Here is a 15,778-nt window from a genome sequence, read left to right as displayed (position 1 = left end):
AAACAAATTTAACGAATAAAGATGTCAACTTAAAAATAAAAAAATAGCTACATTCGTAGTATGAATTTGTTACGTAAAATACTTTTCCCTTTTGCTATACTTTATGGTTGGATTACCAGTATCAGGAATTTTTTGTTTGATACAGGAATTTTAAAATCACAAGCATTTTCTTTGCCAGTGATAGCGGTGGGAAATTTGAGTGTGGGAGGAACAGGGAAAACCCCTCAAATTGAATATTTAATTAGATTACTTTCTGATAAATATAATGTAGCAACTTTAAGTCGTGGATATAAGCGCAAATCTAAAGGATTTGTTTTAGGGGACTCTAATGCGACTAGTGAAATACTTGGAGATGAACCGTTTCAGTTTTTTCAAAAATTTCCTCAAATAAAAGTGGCTGTTGATGCTAATCGTGTAAATGGAATTGAACAGTTGTTATCCCAAAGTCAAAAGCCTGATATTATTTTGTTAGATGATGCATTTCAGCATAGAAAAGTTAGAGCAGGTTTTTACATCATGCTTACTGCTTTTGATGATTTATTTTATAAGGATTTTATGCTTCCCACTGGCAATTTGAGAGAAGTGAGATCAGGTGTTAATAGGGCAGATGTTATTGTGGTTACTAAATGCCCAACTAACATATCATCAGACAAACAAGAAGAAATTAAAAGTAAAATAAGAAGTTATTTGGAAAAAGATATTCCAGTTTTCTTTAGTTATATAGATTATGAAGAATATGTTTATTCTGAAAATGAAAAAATAAGTTTAAAAGAATTTCAAGTTGTTGATAAAATAGTTGTTTCGGGGATTGCAAAACCCGAACCTTTTTTTGCATATTTGCAGGCTGTCAAAAAATCAGCTATGGTATTTCCGGATCATCATAATTTTTACGAAAAAGATATCAAGGAGATTCTTGAAACAGCAAATGGAAGAAAAATCGTTACAACCGAGAAGGATTTTGTGAGATTGAAAGGCAAATTACCAATAAGTCAATTGTATTATTTACCCATTAAGTCTTCGTTTGTAACTAGTAGTAATGAATTTGATAAAAAGATTTTAGAGTATGTGGGAGCAAGTACAAGAAACAGTTGATTACATTCAAAATAGAACAAGTTTCTCTCCAGAGTATGGTGTTATTTTAGGTTCGGGTCTTGGTGGATTTACTGATGACATGGAAATTGAATTTATATTGCCATATAATGAAATTCCTAATTTTCCTGTCTCGACCGTCGATGGACATAAAGGGGCATTGGTTTTTGGGACTGTGAATGGTAAAAATGTTGTTGCGATGCAAGGACGTTTTCACTATTATGAAGGATACACTATGAAAGAAGTTACTTTCCCAGTGAGAGTAATGAAACATCTTGGAGTTGAAAAATTAATGGTTTCAAATGCTTCTGGAGGAGTAAATCAAAACTACAAAGTAGGCTCAATTGTAATTATTAAGGATCATATTAATTTTATGCCAGATCATCCATTAAGAGGTAAAAACGATTTGCGTTTTGGTCCAAGATTTGTCAATATGAGTGAGCCTTACAGCCGAAAAATGATGGCAAAAGCCAAAGAGATTGCATCTGAATTAGATATCACAGTTGAAGATGGTGTTTATTTAGGAATTCAAGGGCCAACTTTTGAGACTTTAGCAGAATATAGAATGGTACGACTTCTAGGTGGTGATTGTGTAGGAATGTCTACAGTTCCTGAAGTTATAGTTGCTCGTCATATGGAGCTTGAAACTTTTGGAATTTCTGTAATTACTGATATGGGTAATGAAGAAAGTATTGATACTATTTCACACGAAGAGGTTCTGGAAGCAGCGAGAGAAGCTGAACCTAATGTTCGTAAACTTATAAAAGAACTAATTACGCAATATTAGTCTCAATCAATAAATTTGTCTCGATAACCTTGTAAAGGTTATCGGGATTAAATGGTTTAGTGATTACATCATTCATCCCAAAAGACATTAACATATCTCTATTTTCATCTAATGAAATAGCAGTTAGCGCAATAATAGGAGTTTTAGTGTCAAATTTTCTGATTTCTTCAGTAGCAATTGTACCATTTATTCCTGGCAAATGGACATCCATTAATACTAAATCATACTTATTCTCTTTCAATTTAAGAATTGCATCTTCTCCAGTTTCACAAAGCTCACAAAGCATGCGTTTTTTCTCTAGAATTTTTTTAGTAATCATTTGATTGATTTTGTTGTCTTCTACTAAAAGAACTCTTTTATTTATAAATATTGTATCGTCTAAAACTAAGTTGGTGTTAACAGGAACTGTTTCTTCTCCTATTTTAAAGTCTAGAGAAAATAAAAATGTGGAACCTTTATTTACTTCACTTTCTACAGCTATTTTTCCACCCATCAATGAAACTAACCTTCTAACAATAGTTAATCCAAGACCAGTTCCTCCATATTTTCTATTAATCTCTACAGACCCTTGTGAAAAACTTTCAAAAATACTTTCTTGTTTGTCTTTAGGGATTCCAATACCAGTATCAGCAACTTCAAATTTTAAGCTACAATCGTCCTCACTTTTATGAATAACATAAGCTTTTACTGTTATCGTTCCATTGTGAGTGAATTTTAGAGCATTGTTGATTAGATTGATGAAAATCTGAGATAGTTTTGTGGGATCTCCAATCAGGTTTTCTGGGACTTCTTTAGCAATTTCGAGTTTAAATTCATTGTTGTTTTGACTTGCTTGTTCTTTCAATGAATTTTGAATGTTGTGAAGAAGTTCTTTAAAATTAAAATTGATTTGTTCAATTTCAATATTGTTAGATTCTATCCTATTAATTTCAAGTATTTCGTTAATATAAGTAAGTAAATAGTTGCCTGAAAATTTTAATGATTTTAGGTACTCTATTTGACTGGCTTTTGGCTTATCTTCAAGTAAAATATGAGAAATACCATTTATTGCATTAAGAGGTGTTCTAAGTTCATGACTTACTGTAGAAAGGAATTCAGCTCTTGCTTTTGAGGCTTTTTCCATTCTCTCTTTAGCAATTTCTAATTCATTGTTTTTATCTCGAAGTAGTTCGTTTGATTTATTTCTAATGATGTTGTTTTTGTATAAAGATAGACTCAACAATGATAAAATTGTGATTAGCGCGATACTTAAAATGTTGATTAGTTTAGAGAACTTTCCTTCTTTTTCTTTTTCTTTATTTTCTTTGTCGAGCTTTTCCATTGACTTCATAATGTCATTTACCTTAGCTCTTTCTGAAACAAAATTTTGCTCTTTACTTCTTGAAATAGATTGTATAGAATCTTTAAGTTTTGTGTAGGTTTTTAAGTAAATTAAAGAATTTTTAGAGTCTCCAATTTTCTCATAAATCTCACTTAGGTATTTGCAAAATTTTAATTGTTGTTCAAGATTTTTATCATTAACACTTATTTCATATCCTCTTGTAAGATAATTTAGTGCTAAATTATTAATGTCTTGTTTAGCTTTTAGGTTTCCTAATTGATAAAATGCTTCAGATTGCATTTCAAAGATATTTTTATCCTTTGGAAGTCTAGTGAGTTCTTCAAAAGTTTTTTCAGCAATAGCATCTTCTTTTTTCTCAAGATATAAAAGTGCTTTTTGAAGCTGAACCATGTTTTTAGCATTAGATAAGTCTAAACTTTGATAAATGGCAGTTGATTTATCAAAATATGATTCTGCTCTTGAATAATTTGCCTTATTCATAAAGCACATTCCTAAGTTGTAGTAAGAAAGAGCTAGTTCAGATGTAGGTTCTAAAGAATTATAAATTGCTACCGATCTCAATAGTTTTTCAATAGCTAAATCATACTTTTTGAAATCATAAAAAATAATTCCTAAAGTTTGGTAACCATTAGCTAATGAGAAATTATTGCGTTTTTTATCAGAGTAAACAATTGCTTTGTTAGCGTATTCTAAAGCTTTGTCAAATATTCTTTCTTTTTTGTAAATATTGGCTTCAGAGATATAAAAAAAAGAGCTGTCTATCTTTGAAGATTTAACAGTTGTCTCCTGTGTAAATCCTAAAAATTGAAAAAATAAAAAGAAAAAAACTAAAAGCTGTTTCAAATCATTAGAGGTTTCAAAAAAACTCCCTAAATATAACTATTTTTTATCAATATGAGCTATTAAGTCAATAATTCGGGATGAATAACCTATTTCATTATCGTACCAACCCACCACTTTTACCATTTTGTCAATAACTGAAGTTAGTTGTGAATCGAACAGACAAGAATGCTTGTTTCCTAGTATATCTACAGATACAATTGGGTCTTCTGTATAGTCTAAAATTCCTTTTAAATTTGTTTCAGAAGCTTTCTTGAAGGCTAGGTTAATTTCTTCAATAGAAACCTCTTTTGTGACATTAAAAGTAATGTCAGTAAGTGAGCCATCAGGAACTGGGACTCTTATTCCGCAGCCCCCCATTTTATTATTTAATTCAGGAAAAATTTTATTTAGTGCTTTTGCAGCTCCAGTAGTTGTAGGTACTATTGATTGTGCAGCTCCTCTTGCTCTTCTTAAATCTTTATGAGGTTGGTCGTGTAAACTTTGATCGGTAGTGTAGGAGTGAACAGTTGTAATGTATGCTTGTTCGATGCCACAAAGCTCTTGAATCACTTTTATCATTGGAGCAGCATTGTTTGTAGTGCAACTTGCGTTAGAAACAATTAGTTCATCTCCATCTAAAATATGCTCATTTACTCCTAAAACAACTGTTTTTACAGAATCATCTTCTGGTGGTGCAGATAAAATTACTTTTTTTGCTCCAGACTTAAGATGTTCTTCTGCTAATTGATATTTTAAAAACTTTCCAGTGGCTTCTACAACAAAATCAATGGATAAATCTTTCCAGTTTAGTTTTGAAATTTCCCTTTCATGAAAAAAAAGAAAGCTTTTATTGTCTACTAGAATTGAATTGTCATTATAACTAATTTCATTTGGAAGAATTCCGTGAATGCTATCATATTTGAGTAAATGCGCCATCGTTTTATTGTCTGCAATATCATTGATAGCTATTACTTCAATTGTAGGATGGTTTAAAAGTAAGCGGAATAAATTTCTACCAATTCTTCCAAATCCGTTTATTGCAATTCTGGTTTTTTGACTCATTACTTTGTTAAGCTCGTAAAGGAATTAAAGAATATGTTTTTGAGCATGGTAAGAAGAGCGAACTAAAGCTCCGCTTTCTACATGGCGAAAACCTAATTCTTTTCCTATTTGCTCGTATTTTGCAAATTGTTCTGGAGTAATATATTCTTTTACAGGTAAGTGTTTTTTACTTGGTTGAAGATATTGACCTATGGTAACAATGTCAACATTAGCTTCACGTAAATCTTTCATCGTTTGAATTACTTCCTCTTCGGTTTCACCCAGACCTAACATGATGCCTGATTTTGTTCTTCTAATACCTTTTTCTTTTAGGTATTTTAAAACTGCTAAGCTACGATCATATTTTGCTTGAATACGTACTTCTCTAGTTAGTCTGCGTACCGTTTCCATATTGTGTGAAACAACTTCTGGACTAACTTCTACTATACGGTCAATGATTCTTTCTACTCCTTGAAAATCAGGAATTAATGTTTCTAAAGTAGTTTCAGGATTCATTCTTCGGATTGCTTTTACAGTTTCTGCCCAAATAATTGATCCCATATCTTTTAAATCATCACGATCTACACTTGTAATAACAGCGTGTTTGATTTTCATGATTTTAATTGATCGTGCTACTTTTTCTGGTTCATCCCATTCTACATCTTCAGGTCTTCCAGTTTTAACGCCACAAAAACCACATGATCGAGTACAAATATTACCTAAAATCATAAATGTAGCTGTACCTTCTCCCCAACATTCTCCCATGTTAGGACAACTTCCTGAGGTACAAATTGTGTTTAATTTGTATTTATCTACTAATCCTCTAAGTTCTGTGTATTTCTCTCCAATAGGAAGTTTTACTTTTAACCATTTTGGTTTTCCTACTGGTAATATATTTGAAGTTGTTGCCGTTTCCATAAAACCATTTTTGCCTAGCAAAGATACGTAAAGAATGAATATTATTAAGTTATGGGTAGATATTTATGATTTTTTTGACTTTTAATATTAGAGATTTTATTAACACCAGATATAAGGAGTTAACAGGGTTGAGTTTTTGATGTAATTATTATTTCATGTATTCATAACTATAAATTAAGAGTGATTCTAACAATAATTTTTAAATTTGTAAGAATTTTAATACTTTTTAATTATGAAGAAAATTATTTTCTCAGTCATTGTAATGACAATTTTAGCTTTTGGTCAAGCCAATGCTCAAAATGCTCAACAGCATTTAAATTCTGCAATCCAATCAGAAGGAAATATTAGAGATGGCGTGATTGCTGCTAAAAATGCAGTAAATCAATTGACTAAAGAAATTGTGATAATTGGTAATCCAAATGCTGTATTGTTTAATAATAAAATGTTTGAACAAGTAAATACAGTACAAAACAATGTTGATGATACGGATTATTTTGTAAACGAAGCTAAGGATGTTTCTGTTATTTCTTTTACAACACAAGCGATCAATACTTTGACAGCTGATTTAATTAATTTGAATGATGAATTGATTGGTCTTACATATCAAATTGAAGAAGCATTGAGTAATAATAACAATAATGCAACACTTAACTATTTGTCACAAGTAACGAATGTGCTAAATGCTCAAGATAATAAAGCAGTTGAGGTTATTAATGCGATCCAGTCTTTAAAACAAACAATTAAGTTATTTAATGTTTGCGTACAAACTGCAGATTACCAAGGGAATCCAGTTTCAGGAAGTGATTTACATGGTTTTTGGGCCCAAAACTTAACTACTGGTGAATATATTTATCCAACGAATCAAGATGGGAATTGTTTTGAAAACTTACCAGGAGGAACTTATAGATTCGATTCTTATGATGGTTATTGGAGTGGGACTTCTTCTAGTGATGTTACTTTGTCAGAGAGTTTAGAAAATTCTGAAGGAGTAATTATCGTTAATTTAACTTATTGGTCTGAATAAAATAAATAAATAAAGCCATTCAATTCAATTCGAAAAGAATGGCTTTTTTATTTAGTATCGATTTTTTTATTGTGTTTTTACAACAATTGGTAAAGAATATTGAGTTCTAACAGGGTTTCCTCTTAAAATTCCAGGTTCCCATTTTGTTTTAATAGATTTCAAAACTCTTATGGCTTCTTTGTCTAAACCATAACCAGGACTTCTTGGAACTGTTATGTTTGATAGAGTACCGTCTTTTTCTACAACGAAGAATACAATAACTTTTAACGTTCTTTCTTCATCTAATTCAGGTACAGCAAATCTATTTCCTACTAATTTCAAAAACTCATTAATTCCGCCTGGGAAATTAGGATTTTTCTCAACCATTGTTTCAATTTTGTTACCTCCATCATCAGCAGGTTCAATAGATGGATTTGTAACTACGGAATTTGTATTTGTTCCCGTTCCCGAAGTGTTACCATTAGTATTAGTGTTTTCGGTATTTGGTTTTCCTACATCTTCAGGTTTAGTAAAATCTACATCTGGAGCTTCCTCAGCTTTTACAACAGTTGGGTTAACTAATGTTTCAGTTTTAATAGGAGGCTGTGCTTTTGTTTTTGGAGGAGCTGTTACTTTTGGTTCCTCTATTTTAGGTAAATCAATTCTATGAAGTACTAATTCTGGATCATCAATATAGATAGTTTCTGGAGTTGGTTTTTCACCAAAAGAGCTCAATAAAATTGGGAGTGCTACTAGAGCACTAACAAATACTAAAGCTGTAAAAAAAGCTTTTGTAGTTGTTGCGCCGTCCTCTTTTCTTAGTTGATAAGCACCATACTCTTTGTTTTTTCCTTCAAAAACGAGTTCTAGCCATTCGTCTTTGGTAATGTTTAGTTTAGACATAATTTCTTGGTTTTTATGGTTAATTAATAATTTTTCATCGATTTAATTAAATGAATGAAAAAACTGTGCCAAAAAATTATTTTTAATAAAAATATCTTTAAAAATTAACAAAATAATTTTACTCTAAGCGATAACGATTCCAAGTTTTGTTTCCAACTCTTTGTAAACCAGTTCCTAAAGATTTTGTTTCTAAAAATTCTTGTTCACCATTTTGGTATTTGAGAACTAAATATAAGTTTGGAAATTCATATTGAATATTCCAATAACCGTATTTTACTTCTCGTGATTCTCTTGGTAATGAAAGTCCACCACCAGTAACACTTGTAAAAGTTTCTTTTTTAGCCTCAAAACTTTTATCATCGTAAAGAGTTAGGCAAAACTTAACATCGTTATACCAGCCACCGCCTGAATAATCTCTGTCGCTTTCTACATTTTCATAAACCAATTTTTTATTGGTTAATAAATTGGTCATTTCTAGAATTAAATTTTCCATAATGATTAGTTTGAATATTTTCGGTAAGCAGCAGCTAATTTTTCATCATACTTATTTGATTTATAACCAGTACCATTATAATAGTAAGCAAATCTATCCCAGTTTTTTTGTTGAAGTAACGCTATTAAATTTGCTGAATGGACCTCAAGAAATCTTCCTAATGCAATTAAATGCTCTCTTTCTGAAATGTGCATTTTTTCACCAAATTCAGTTATAGAGCTGTATCCTAATTTTGTCGCATGAAATCCCATAATTTGGAAACAACCCCAAGAAGCTGAAGCATAAGCGGCTTCGGGACTATGACTTGTAGGAATAATGCTTATGGCTTTTTGAAGTCTTGTGTATTCTCCTTCTCCTCCTTGATAGTAATTTTTTGTCCATTTTGGATATAAAATATCCTCATTTCCTCGTACTAAATTATTTGGATTTATACCTCTAGATTCTAATTCTTTCCAAAAAATATGACCTTCAAAAAGGATTTTAGGTCTTCCGCTTAAAAGAAAACCTTTTCCTGAGCTTTCAACCTGATTTACTGCTTTAACGGCTGCTAAATCTACATTATATAAATTAGAAAAATCGATTAAATCTTGTTCTGATAGAAATTTGCCATTGTAATCAATCAAGTTAGGTTGTAATTCGTATAATTTAGACCATGTTTTGATGCCAACTATACCATCGGCAATTAGTTTGTTTTTGAGCTGAAATTCTCTAACAGCTACATCCACTGCAGCAGTGAAAGAATCTGATACTGTGAGTTGATAGCCTAAATTATTCAACAATTCACAAAGGATTCTGACTTCAGGACATTTAACGTTGTATTGTATTGTTTTCATTTTTTCTTATTTAGGATTGTTATAAAACCTTCCTATCTTAAAGACTAGGGAGGATTATTGAGTGGTTTTGTTTTATTCATTTTAAAATGCTAATTAATTTTTCGGGATAGGTTAAAGAATCTTCTTTATCTAATCCTGCAATTTTTAGATCATTAAATAGAAAATTACTGGTTGCATTAAAGTTTTCTAGTTCTTTATTAGTTGTAGAAAAGGCCTCAATACCTAAACTAAAATATACAGTTTCATTAATTTTTAATTTGGTAAGCTCAATTCCTGCGCCTTCATCTATTATTGAGTCTGGAGAAACCAATAACTCGCTTTTGGTATTGAATTTTAAAAGCAATCTATCCTTATCAATTTTAATCCAATCATTTGAATAGTTTGAATTCTCTATAAATGAGTTAATGATTTTAGACATTTCAGCTTCGTTAGAGACAAGACTAAAACTGAATTTTTTCCAAGAATTCACATAACCATTATTGCCATTGTTGAATTTGGTTGCACCATTGTCATTAGATAATATTTTAATTTCTAATTGAGTTTTCAGATTTCCATTTTCATCTTTTTTAGGTTCTCTTATTTTTACTCCTAAGTTTTTATCTAATTGTTTTAAATAATAATCTTGTCTTGGAAAAAAATCCTCACTTTTGAAAAATACCCCTTTTGCATTAAACCAATTTTCAATCTCTTTGGAACTGATTTTGTTTAAAAACCATCTTGTTTCTGTGCTACTTAACATGATTTTTTGGATTTAATTAATTAAAGGCATTTTTTCACAAATCATTCCAATTAAAAAATATGATTTATATTCGACAATATCTCTTGAAAGCTCATAATTCAAATTAATTGGATTATTGTTTTCAATGTTTATTTCGATAGTTTTAGAAGTATAGAAATCACACTTTAGATCAATATTGTATTTGCCAACAGGTAGATGAGTTGTAATTTTTCCTTCTTGATTTGTTTCTATTTCACGTACTATGTTATTTCCTTCTTTTCCTTTAATTGAAATGGAACATTTATATACTCCACTTTTACTTACTGAATCATTTACTATGAAAGTTGTGTTTGCGCCTACAATTGGAAAAGTTGCGATTATTGGAGTAAGTAATGTTGTGTTTACATGTAATATTGTACCAATAGGTCTTGCTGCAACTGGTTTTGCCTCGACTGGTTTAATGATATTGGTTTTTGGAGAGTTAAGAATCCTCATGCTAGCAGTATTTATAGCAGAAGTACGTCTAATTACGGGATTAGTTATAGTTGTTTCTTTAGTTTCTGTTTTTTGGATTTCTAGACTTGTGTTTTCAGATTTTCGCGTTAAATATTGCAATTGATTTGATCGAATTGTCTCTTTATTTGTTACAACTTTTAAAAAGTTTGTATTGTTTTGTCTATTTACAAACATTTGATTTTTTAAAACTAAAGGCCCAAAGTGAATCATGTTATTAATGGCAATAACTTGATTTTCAATGTTTGTTTCTAAATCTACTTTCAAGTTTTTCATTAAAATCATTATTTTAGGGAAAGCAGAAAGCTGAAAATCATTAGAAATAGTTTGTCCGTCAGAAATTTTCTTTTCGTTTGTATGAGAGAAAAATTTTTCATTGAATATTTCTTTGTTAAACCAACTTCTTTTTAAATGGACGAATGAATAATCAAGTTCGATGCCTTTGATGTATTTTTCGTCATATTCAAGTGATAAAATTTCTTCAGGAATACCTACAGAAGATTGTTTTGCTTTTAGATAAAGTTCGTCTAATTCTTTTTTGTCAATTTTTAAATTGTTCCATCCAGACTCATTTACCATGAAATCATATGGACTAAAATCTATATTATGATATGAAGCGAGTGTTTCTACGCCTGTTTTTTTAGTGATGTCAAAAATTGATTTTGTCGATTCTAATAGACTTAAATATTTTTCTAATTCGGTATTATTGTTAATATCATTAATTGCTTTTTCAACTACATTTTTATAACCTTTTACTTCTAATTCAGCATAAGCCAACTTGGCTTTTGATTTTAAAACAACTAGTTTTTCTTCCCAAGAAGTTTTTTCAGAGTCTGTAGACAGGGAGCCAAATTCTAATAAATGTTCTTGAATGGTATCAAGACTTTTTTCATACAATTCAAGATGTTTTAAATAAGCTTTATATTCTTTAGTCGGTTTTTGTTTTGAGTCAAATAAAACAGCTGAATCGTTTACATCTAATTTTACAAACTCATCTTGAAGCCCTATTGGTTGAATGTTTTCCAAAATATTTTTATAAACTTCCGATAAAATGTTTTGTGGATTCACGCTCCAATTTGATGATGACGTAGGAATAGAGTTTAGTTCATTAGAAACTTGTTCTTTCTTTAACAGAGATTCACCTATAATGTTTTTGTCTGTAATTTGACTTTGTGGTTTTAGTAATTCTAATTCTTCCTTAGAATACATAGTTAACGATGGACATATTAAGGGTAAATCATTCTCATTAGAATTAATAGACAAATAAGTATCTTTTAGTTTTTGGTATAGTGCGATATAGTATTTCATTTTTATAGTTTTTTGATTGTTTAAAAAGCCAAACACCTTAAAGTGTTTGGCTTAAAAATGAATTAGTTAACTTCTACCCATTCATCATCTTTAATTGATGGAAGTGGATTAGGTGACAATTCTAAGATGTTACATTTTCTACCTAATAGTAGTATTCCACCTGAAGATAAGCCTTGTTGCTCTCTTTTTCCGGTTCTGTTTATACGAGTATCTTCATAACCATAAGTACCTCCAAACATAAAAGGACCTATTGCTAAATGAGCTCCAGCTTTTACTTCGTCTTCTGCTTTTTTGTAAGAGTCAGAACCTTTTTTGAAACCAATTTTTAAGTCAGAAATAAAGTATAATTCTGTAGTAACTGCAGGTAATAATCCTTTGCCATTACCGTCGCTAATCATTTGGTTGTTAAGGATTTCAGCTCCATTTTTTGAGTATTTCCAATAACGTGATTTAAGGAATGTACTACCAAACCATGGGCTTGATACATAACATTTTCCTATTTTAAATGACATTTCGAATTGGTTAAAGTCATAAGATGAATCTATTCTTTTATGTTTTCCAGCTCCGCCAACATTAACCATTCCTGCAAAACTTGCAGCAGCACTCCAGCTGTGTGCAGTACTTTTGTAGTTTGATTCATAATCACTTTTGCTAAATTTATACTCTAACCATTTTGTTGAATTAGCTAAAGTACTTGCTGGTACAGGTTGAGAGAAGTAATAAGTATTCATACCTCCTAAGCCAGTTCTTTTTGCTGCTAAAAGTTCCGACTCATAACGCTTTTTAATCGTAATGAAATTACTGCTTTCAATTTCATCGATATAATTCAAGGCTTTTTCAATTTTCCCTTTATAACCGATACCTTCCCAACGTTTTAAGGCATCATCTCTTCTTTTGATGTAATTACGGCCGTTAATTGCCATTTCAGTCATCGCTTCGCTATCTCCATCAGATACTCTTTTTTGAAGATCTGTTAATTTGTCTTCTGCTTCATAGTAAAGTGCTTCATATTCTAAATACTTTACATACTGTGGAGATGGAAAAGATTGATAGATGAATTTTGGATTATCTTCTGGGTGTTCAACAACAGATTCATCAAAATCAGGGTTTGCCAACTTTTTAATAGTAACAATTTGTTTTCTTAAAGTTTCTAATTTCTTTTCAACTTTAGGGTCAATTTTTGAATTTTTAACCACACAGTAATCCAATACATCACTATATACGTTTGATTTTGTATGATCAGGATGCGGGCTAAAAATTGTGAACTTTCTAGCTCCAGAAGCTGGATCTATTTCTGGAATCATACTTGGAATTTGATCTGCTATTCTAGCAAATTCTTCTGCATAAGCAAATTTGCTGTATTTTTTTGAGCTTCTTGCATCTTCATATTCTTCGTCTGACATGTTTTCTAATTTTGGAGTAGCTCCAAAAAAACCTTTTAAAGCATAATCAAAAGCTTCTGGGTCCATGACTACAGGTACAGGTTCCCAAGCAATAAAGTTGTTTGGGCCTAACATTTTAGCGTCTCCGCCGTTAGTCATTTTTTTAAAAACATCGCCTAATAGATAATTTAAAAAATCTTTTTCATCAGGCATTGGTGTGAAATTTGGCATAATATTATTTTTTTTAGTTTGTTCCTACTCTTTTTAAGGCTTTTCGGTATACGCCTTATTTTATTTATTTTAAACTTTCAGATATTATTTTCTCGACTTCATTTTTATATCCAATTGTTGACCATAGTTTAAGAGCATTTTCAACTTTTTTGATATGAGATGCACCAGAAAAGTTCATCTCAGTCATTGCATCTATCTCTCCATTTTCAACTTTCTCCTTTAAAGTATTTAGTTTATTGGATAGATTTAAATAGTTATCCTTGTGCTCTAAATATTTGGCGAATTTTGAAGAAGGGTAAATGTTTGAAGCTCCATTTTTATCTTTTTTAACTTGACCAAGTTTTTCTTTTAGATACTGAAGTCTATTAATATCTGTGACATCTTTGAAGATTTCTTCAATTGTCTTATCATTTTCCATTTTGATTTAATTAAGGATATTCAGTCCTAGCCTTATTTACTAAGTCTAGTAAGTCAGATCCGCCACTGGCTCCATTTTTAGATGCGTTTTGCCAGCTTTGTACAGCTACTACATAAGGTGTTCCCGACCAATATCCCCAAAATGGTCCACCGCTTTGTCCCGGCCATATGTCACCTTGGTGATAAATTGCTTCATGAGCATCTGTTGTTAATGCATCTCCATCTAAAGCAATATTGTTTTGATATGTTGGTCTTTGAGCACCAGTCTTATCCATTGGATATCCTGCATGAGTCCATGAAGCTAAGCCATCCCAAGAATCTGTGTAAGCTTTTGCACCAAACCAACCTGTTTGATTTCCAATATTTCTATCTAACACAACTACAACATAATCGTACTGCGCTTCTGTAGAGTTTATACCGTCAGATCCTTTAACTTTATACTTATAGTAAGTTTTGATACCATTTGCAGTACCAAAAGTTGGATTTGGTCCATTGTAGTACATAGGAGAAAATTTTACCCAACCTGTTGATCCATCGCTTTTAAAATCGATAACATGCGCACAAGTTAATATATGTCTTGGTCCAATCATGGCGCCACTTCCTATTCCTAGAGCAGTTTCAACTCTACCTACACATCCCCAAGGGTAGGCTGTTGAATTATATACAGTTCTGTTATCTGCTCCAAAAATGGTTCTGCTTCCTTCTGGTTGCATAAATGTAGTTCTGTCAATGAAAATTGGAGTTTTAGCTCCCGCTTTATCCACTTTTGGATTGAAATCTTGATCTAAGTGGTCAGGACAAAATGGTGTTTGTTCCATTAAACCTCTAGCTCCTTTTTCTAATGATTTTACACCAATAGCTTCAATTCGCTGTTTTCCATCTTCATCGAACTCAATTTTTCTTTTTGCTTTGATAGGTTTTAAATTTTTAACCTCATCTTGCAACATGGGTTTGTCTTTTTTGTTAGTTGTCATTTTATTTGATTTTTAATTTTTCCTACTCTTTTATGGCTTTTCGGATTCCACCGCTATTCGAATATTTTTAGTTTTAGCTTAGCTGATTTACCTTCGGTTTGATTAATTTGTGCCGCACCCATAGCTGAAAGAGCGTTTGCTATTTGAGAGTCAAGAAGTTCTCTAGTAATGTTACCGCTTGTCGCTCTAAGGACTTTACATAAGTTGTAAGTGAAATATCCTCTTGTCATGCCTGAAAAGTCACCTTCCATTGATACTTGATTGTCCATACAACCAGCCCAAAGAACATGATTCATTTCAGGGACTTTGTTTAATGATTTAGTTGTAGTTGTTGCTTCTTCAGATGAGGCTTCTTTTGTGGATGATTTAGTTTCGATGCTTTTCGAGAAATTGAAGTAAAATTCATCTTCAAGCATAGGAGGGATAAACCTTGGAGTTTCATTTGCAAACATTCCATCAATGCCGCTAAGATTCATTTTTCTGGTTCCTGATCCAGAGTGACAGCAGTCAAAGAAAACATCAAAACTTACTCCTTTTCGTACTTTTCCTTTAAAAAGATTTTTGAATTCATCGTCTCTTATAACTCCTGCTGTTGCATAATCGTGAGGACATACAGCTTCGTCTAAACCGTCTAATTCAAGATCTGTTCCTATATTAGCCACTCTTGTTCCATGGCCTGAGTAATAAAGCACTAATGAATCTCCAGCTTTATTTCCAGTTAGTAACCATTTTATATAAGTGATGATATTGTTTTTTGTAGCATTTTGATTTGTTAAAATTCTGATGTTAGTGGGTTGAAATCCGCATATAACTAATGTATTAGCCATATCACGTGCATCTGCTATGCAACCATTTAAGTCGGGACCTCCAGCGCCTATTGGAGCGTAGTCGTTTATTCCTATAATTACTGCTTTCTTAGCCATATATTTGTTGTTAAATTGTTGATTAATTTTTGTGAAATTTCTTGATGTAAAATTGCTTATATCTGACATTATAGTTGTCAG

At 31.4% G+C, this 15,778-nt stretch carries 15 protein-coding genes; 3 read left to right on the top strand and 12 right to left on the bottom strand.

The window, feature by feature from the left end:
• The first annotated feature begins 60 nt into the window (after positions 1-60).
• Both lpxK and BUC09_RS06095 read left to right on the top strand, forming a co-directional pair.
• Positions 61-1,092: a tetraacyldisaccharide 4'-kinase gene (lpxK, locus tag BUC09_RS06100; protein WP_073309691.1), complete on the top strand. Its 1,032-nt coding sequence runs from the start codon at positions 61-63 to the stop codon at positions 1,090-1,092.
• Positions 1,064-1,876, top strand: coding sequence for a purine-nucleoside phosphorylase (locus tag BUC09_RS06095; protein ID WP_073309689.1), 813 nt, complete (start codon positions 1,064-1,066; stop codon positions 1,874-1,876). Before lpxK ends, BUC09_RS06095 begins: the two co-directional genes overlap by 29 nt.
• Here BUC09_RS06095 and BUC09_RS06090 read toward each other — a convergent pair.
• Genes BUC09_RS06090 through lipA form a run of 3 tightly spaced genes read right to left on the bottom strand, consistent with a single transcriptional unit; the run spans position 1,863 to position 5,999 of the window.
• Positions 1,863-4,061, bottom strand: a complete 2,199-nt coding sequence (locus tag BUC09_RS06090; RefSeq protein WP_073309687.1) for a tetratricopeptide repeat-containing hybrid sensor histidine kinase/response regulator — start codon at positions 4,059-4,061, stop codon at positions 1,863-1,865. The two genes, BUC09_RS06095 and BUC09_RS06090, sit on opposite strands and share 14 nt — an antisense overlap.
• 36 nt (positions 4,062-4,097) lie before the next feature.
• Positions 4,098-5,102, bottom strand: coding sequence for a type I glyceraldehyde-3-phosphate dehydrogenase (gene gap / locus BUC09_RS06085; RefSeq protein ID WP_073309685.1), 1,005 nt, complete (start codon positions 5,100-5,102; stop codon positions 4,098-4,100).
• A gap of 24 nt (positions 5,103-5,126) precedes the next feature.
• The gene (gene lipA / locus BUC09_RS06080) at positions 5,127-5,999 is read right to left on the bottom strand and encodes a lipoyl synthase (protein ID WP_073309683.1); all 873 of its coding nucleotides are present in this window, start codon (positions 5,997-5,999) and stop codon (positions 5,127-5,129) included.
• A gap of 232 nt (positions 6,000-6,231) precedes the next feature.
• Here lipA and BUC09_RS06075 point away from each other — a divergent pair, with 232 nt between their 5' ends.
• On the top strand, positions 6,232-7,023 hold the full coding sequence (locus BUC09_RS06075) for a hypothetical protein (protein WP_073309681.1): 792 nt from the start codon (positions 6,232-6,234) through the stop codon (positions 7,021-7,023).
• Positions 7,024-7,089: 66 nt separating this feature from the next.
• On the opposite strand, the gene BUC09_RS06070 is transcribed toward BUC09_RS06075, so the two are convergent.
• The 9 genes from BUC09_RS06070 to BUC09_RS06030 all read right to left on the bottom strand — a co-directional run bounded on the left by BUC09_RS06070 (position 7,090) and on the right by BUC09_RS06030 (position 15,697).
• Positions 7,090-7,905, bottom strand: a complete 816-nt coding sequence (locus tag BUC09_RS06070) for an energy transducer TonB (RefSeq protein ID WP_073309679.1) — start codon at positions 7,903-7,905, stop codon at positions 7,090-7,092.
• Between the two features lie 118 nt (positions 7,906-8,023).
• A complete protein-coding gene (locus BUC09_RS06065) occupies positions 8,024-8,398 on the bottom strand; it encodes a hypothetical protein (protein WP_073309677.1) in 375 nt (124 codons plus the stop codon).
• 5 nt (positions 8,399-8,403) lie between these two features.
• Positions 8,404-9,231 carry an N-acetylmuramidase domain-containing protein gene (locus BUC09_RS06060; RefSeq protein ID WP_073309675.1) on the bottom strand — a complete coding sequence of 276 codons (828 nt, stop codon included), beginning with the start codon at positions 9,229-9,231 and terminating at the stop codon, positions 8,404-8,406.
• Between the two features lie 76 nt (positions 9,232-9,307).
• Positions 9,308-9,970 (bottom strand): hypothetical protein, encoded by a 663-nt coding sequence (locus BUC09_RS06055; protein WP_073309673.1) that lies wholly within the window; start codon positions 9,968-9,970, stop codon positions 9,308-9,310.
• Between the two features lie 12 nt (positions 9,971-9,982).
• On the bottom strand, positions 9,983-11,770 hold the full coding sequence (locus BUC09_RS06050) for a hypothetical protein (RefSeq protein WP_143161873.1): 1,788 nt from the start codon (positions 11,768-11,770) through the stop codon (positions 9,983-9,985).
• A 62-nt stretch (positions 11,771-11,832) separates the two neighbouring features.
• Entirely contained in the window at positions 11,833-13,383 is a 1,551-nt protein-coding gene (locus BUC09_RS06045; protein WP_073309669.1) for a hypothetical protein, read from the bottom strand.
• Positions 13,384-13,447: 64 nt separating this feature from the next.
• Complete coding sequence (locus BUC09_RS06040; protein ID WP_073309668.1) at positions 13,448-13,801, bottom strand: hypothetical protein; 354 nt, start codon at positions 13,799-13,801, stop codon at positions 13,448-13,450.
• A gap of 10 nt (positions 13,802-13,811) precedes the next feature.
• Positions 13,812-14,774, bottom strand: coding sequence for a trypsin-like serine peptidase (locus BUC09_RS06035; RefSeq protein WP_073309666.1), 963 nt, complete (start codon positions 14,772-14,774; stop codon positions 13,812-13,814).
• Between the two features lie 53 nt (positions 14,775-14,827).
• Positions 14,828-15,697, bottom strand: coding sequence for a caspase family protein (locus tag BUC09_RS06030; RefSeq protein ID WP_073310390.1), 870 nt, complete (start codon positions 15,695-15,697; stop codon positions 14,828-14,830).
• Positions 15,698-15,778: the final 81 nt, after the last annotated feature.

It is taken from the genome of Flavobacterium terrae, from assembly GCF_900142035.1.
GTDB lineage: Bacteria > Bacteroidota > Bacteroidia > Flavobacteriales > Flavobacteriaceae > Flavobacterium > Flavobacterium terrae.
Note: the sequence above shows the minus strand (reverse complement) of the source record. Positions and strands in the feature narration are given on the sequence as shown.

Excerpts from the sequence above, each read along its gene's own strand:
- lpxK (WP_073309691.1), top strand. The coding sequence starts at position 61 with ATGAATTTGTTACGTAAAATACTTTTCCCTTTTGCTATACTTTATGGT.
- BUC09_RS06030 (WP_073310390.1), bottom strand. The coding sequence starts at position 15,697 with ATGGCTAAGAAAGCAGTAATTATAGGAATAAACGACTACGCTCCAATA.
- BUC09_RS06040 (WP_073309668.1), bottom strand. The coding sequence starts at position 13,801 with ATGGAAAATGATAAGACAATTGAAGAAATCTTCAAAGATGTCACAGAT.
- BUC09_RS06055 (WP_073309673.1), bottom strand. The coding sequence starts at position 9,970 with ATGTTAAGTAGCACAGAAACAAGATGGTTTTTAAACAAAATCAGTTCC.
- BUC09_RS06045 (WP_073309669.1), bottom strand. The coding sequence starts at position 13,383 with ATGCCAAATTTCACACCAATGCCTGATGAAAAAGATTTTTTAAATTAT.
- BUC09_RS06095 (WP_073309689.1), top strand. The coding sequence starts at position 1,064 with ATGTGGGAGCAAGTACAAGAAACAGTTGATTACATTCAAAATAGAACA.
- BUC09_RS06050 (WP_143161873.1), bottom strand. The coding sequence starts at position 11,770 with ATGAAATACTATATCGCACTATACCAAAAACTAAAAGATACTTATTTG.
- BUC09_RS06075 (WP_073309681.1), top strand. The coding sequence starts at position 6,232 with ATGAAGAAAATTATTTTCTCAGTCATTGTAATGACAATTTTAGCTTTT.
- BUC09_RS06060 (WP_073309675.1), bottom strand. The coding sequence starts at position 9,231 with ATGAAAACAATACAATACAACGTTAAATGTCCTGAAGTCAGAATCCTT.
- lipA (WP_073309683.1), bottom strand. The coding sequence starts at position 5,999 with ATGGAAACGGCAACAACTTCAAATATATTACCAGTAGGAAAACCAAAA.
- BUC09_RS06035 (WP_073309666.1), bottom strand. The coding sequence starts at position 14,774 with ATGACAACTAACAAAAAAGACAAACCCATGTTGCAAGATGAGGTTAAA.
- BUC09_RS06070 (WP_073309679.1), bottom strand. The coding sequence starts at position 7,905 with ATGTCTAAACTAAACATTACCAAAGACGAATGGCTAGAACTCGTTTTT.
- BUC09_RS06065 (WP_073309677.1), bottom strand. The coding sequence starts at position 8,398 with ATGGAAAATTTAATTCTAGAAATGACCAATTTATTAACCAATAAAAAA.
- gap (WP_073309685.1), bottom strand. The coding sequence starts at position 5,102 with ATGAGTCAAAAAACCAGAATTGCAATAAACGGATTTGGAAGAATTGGT.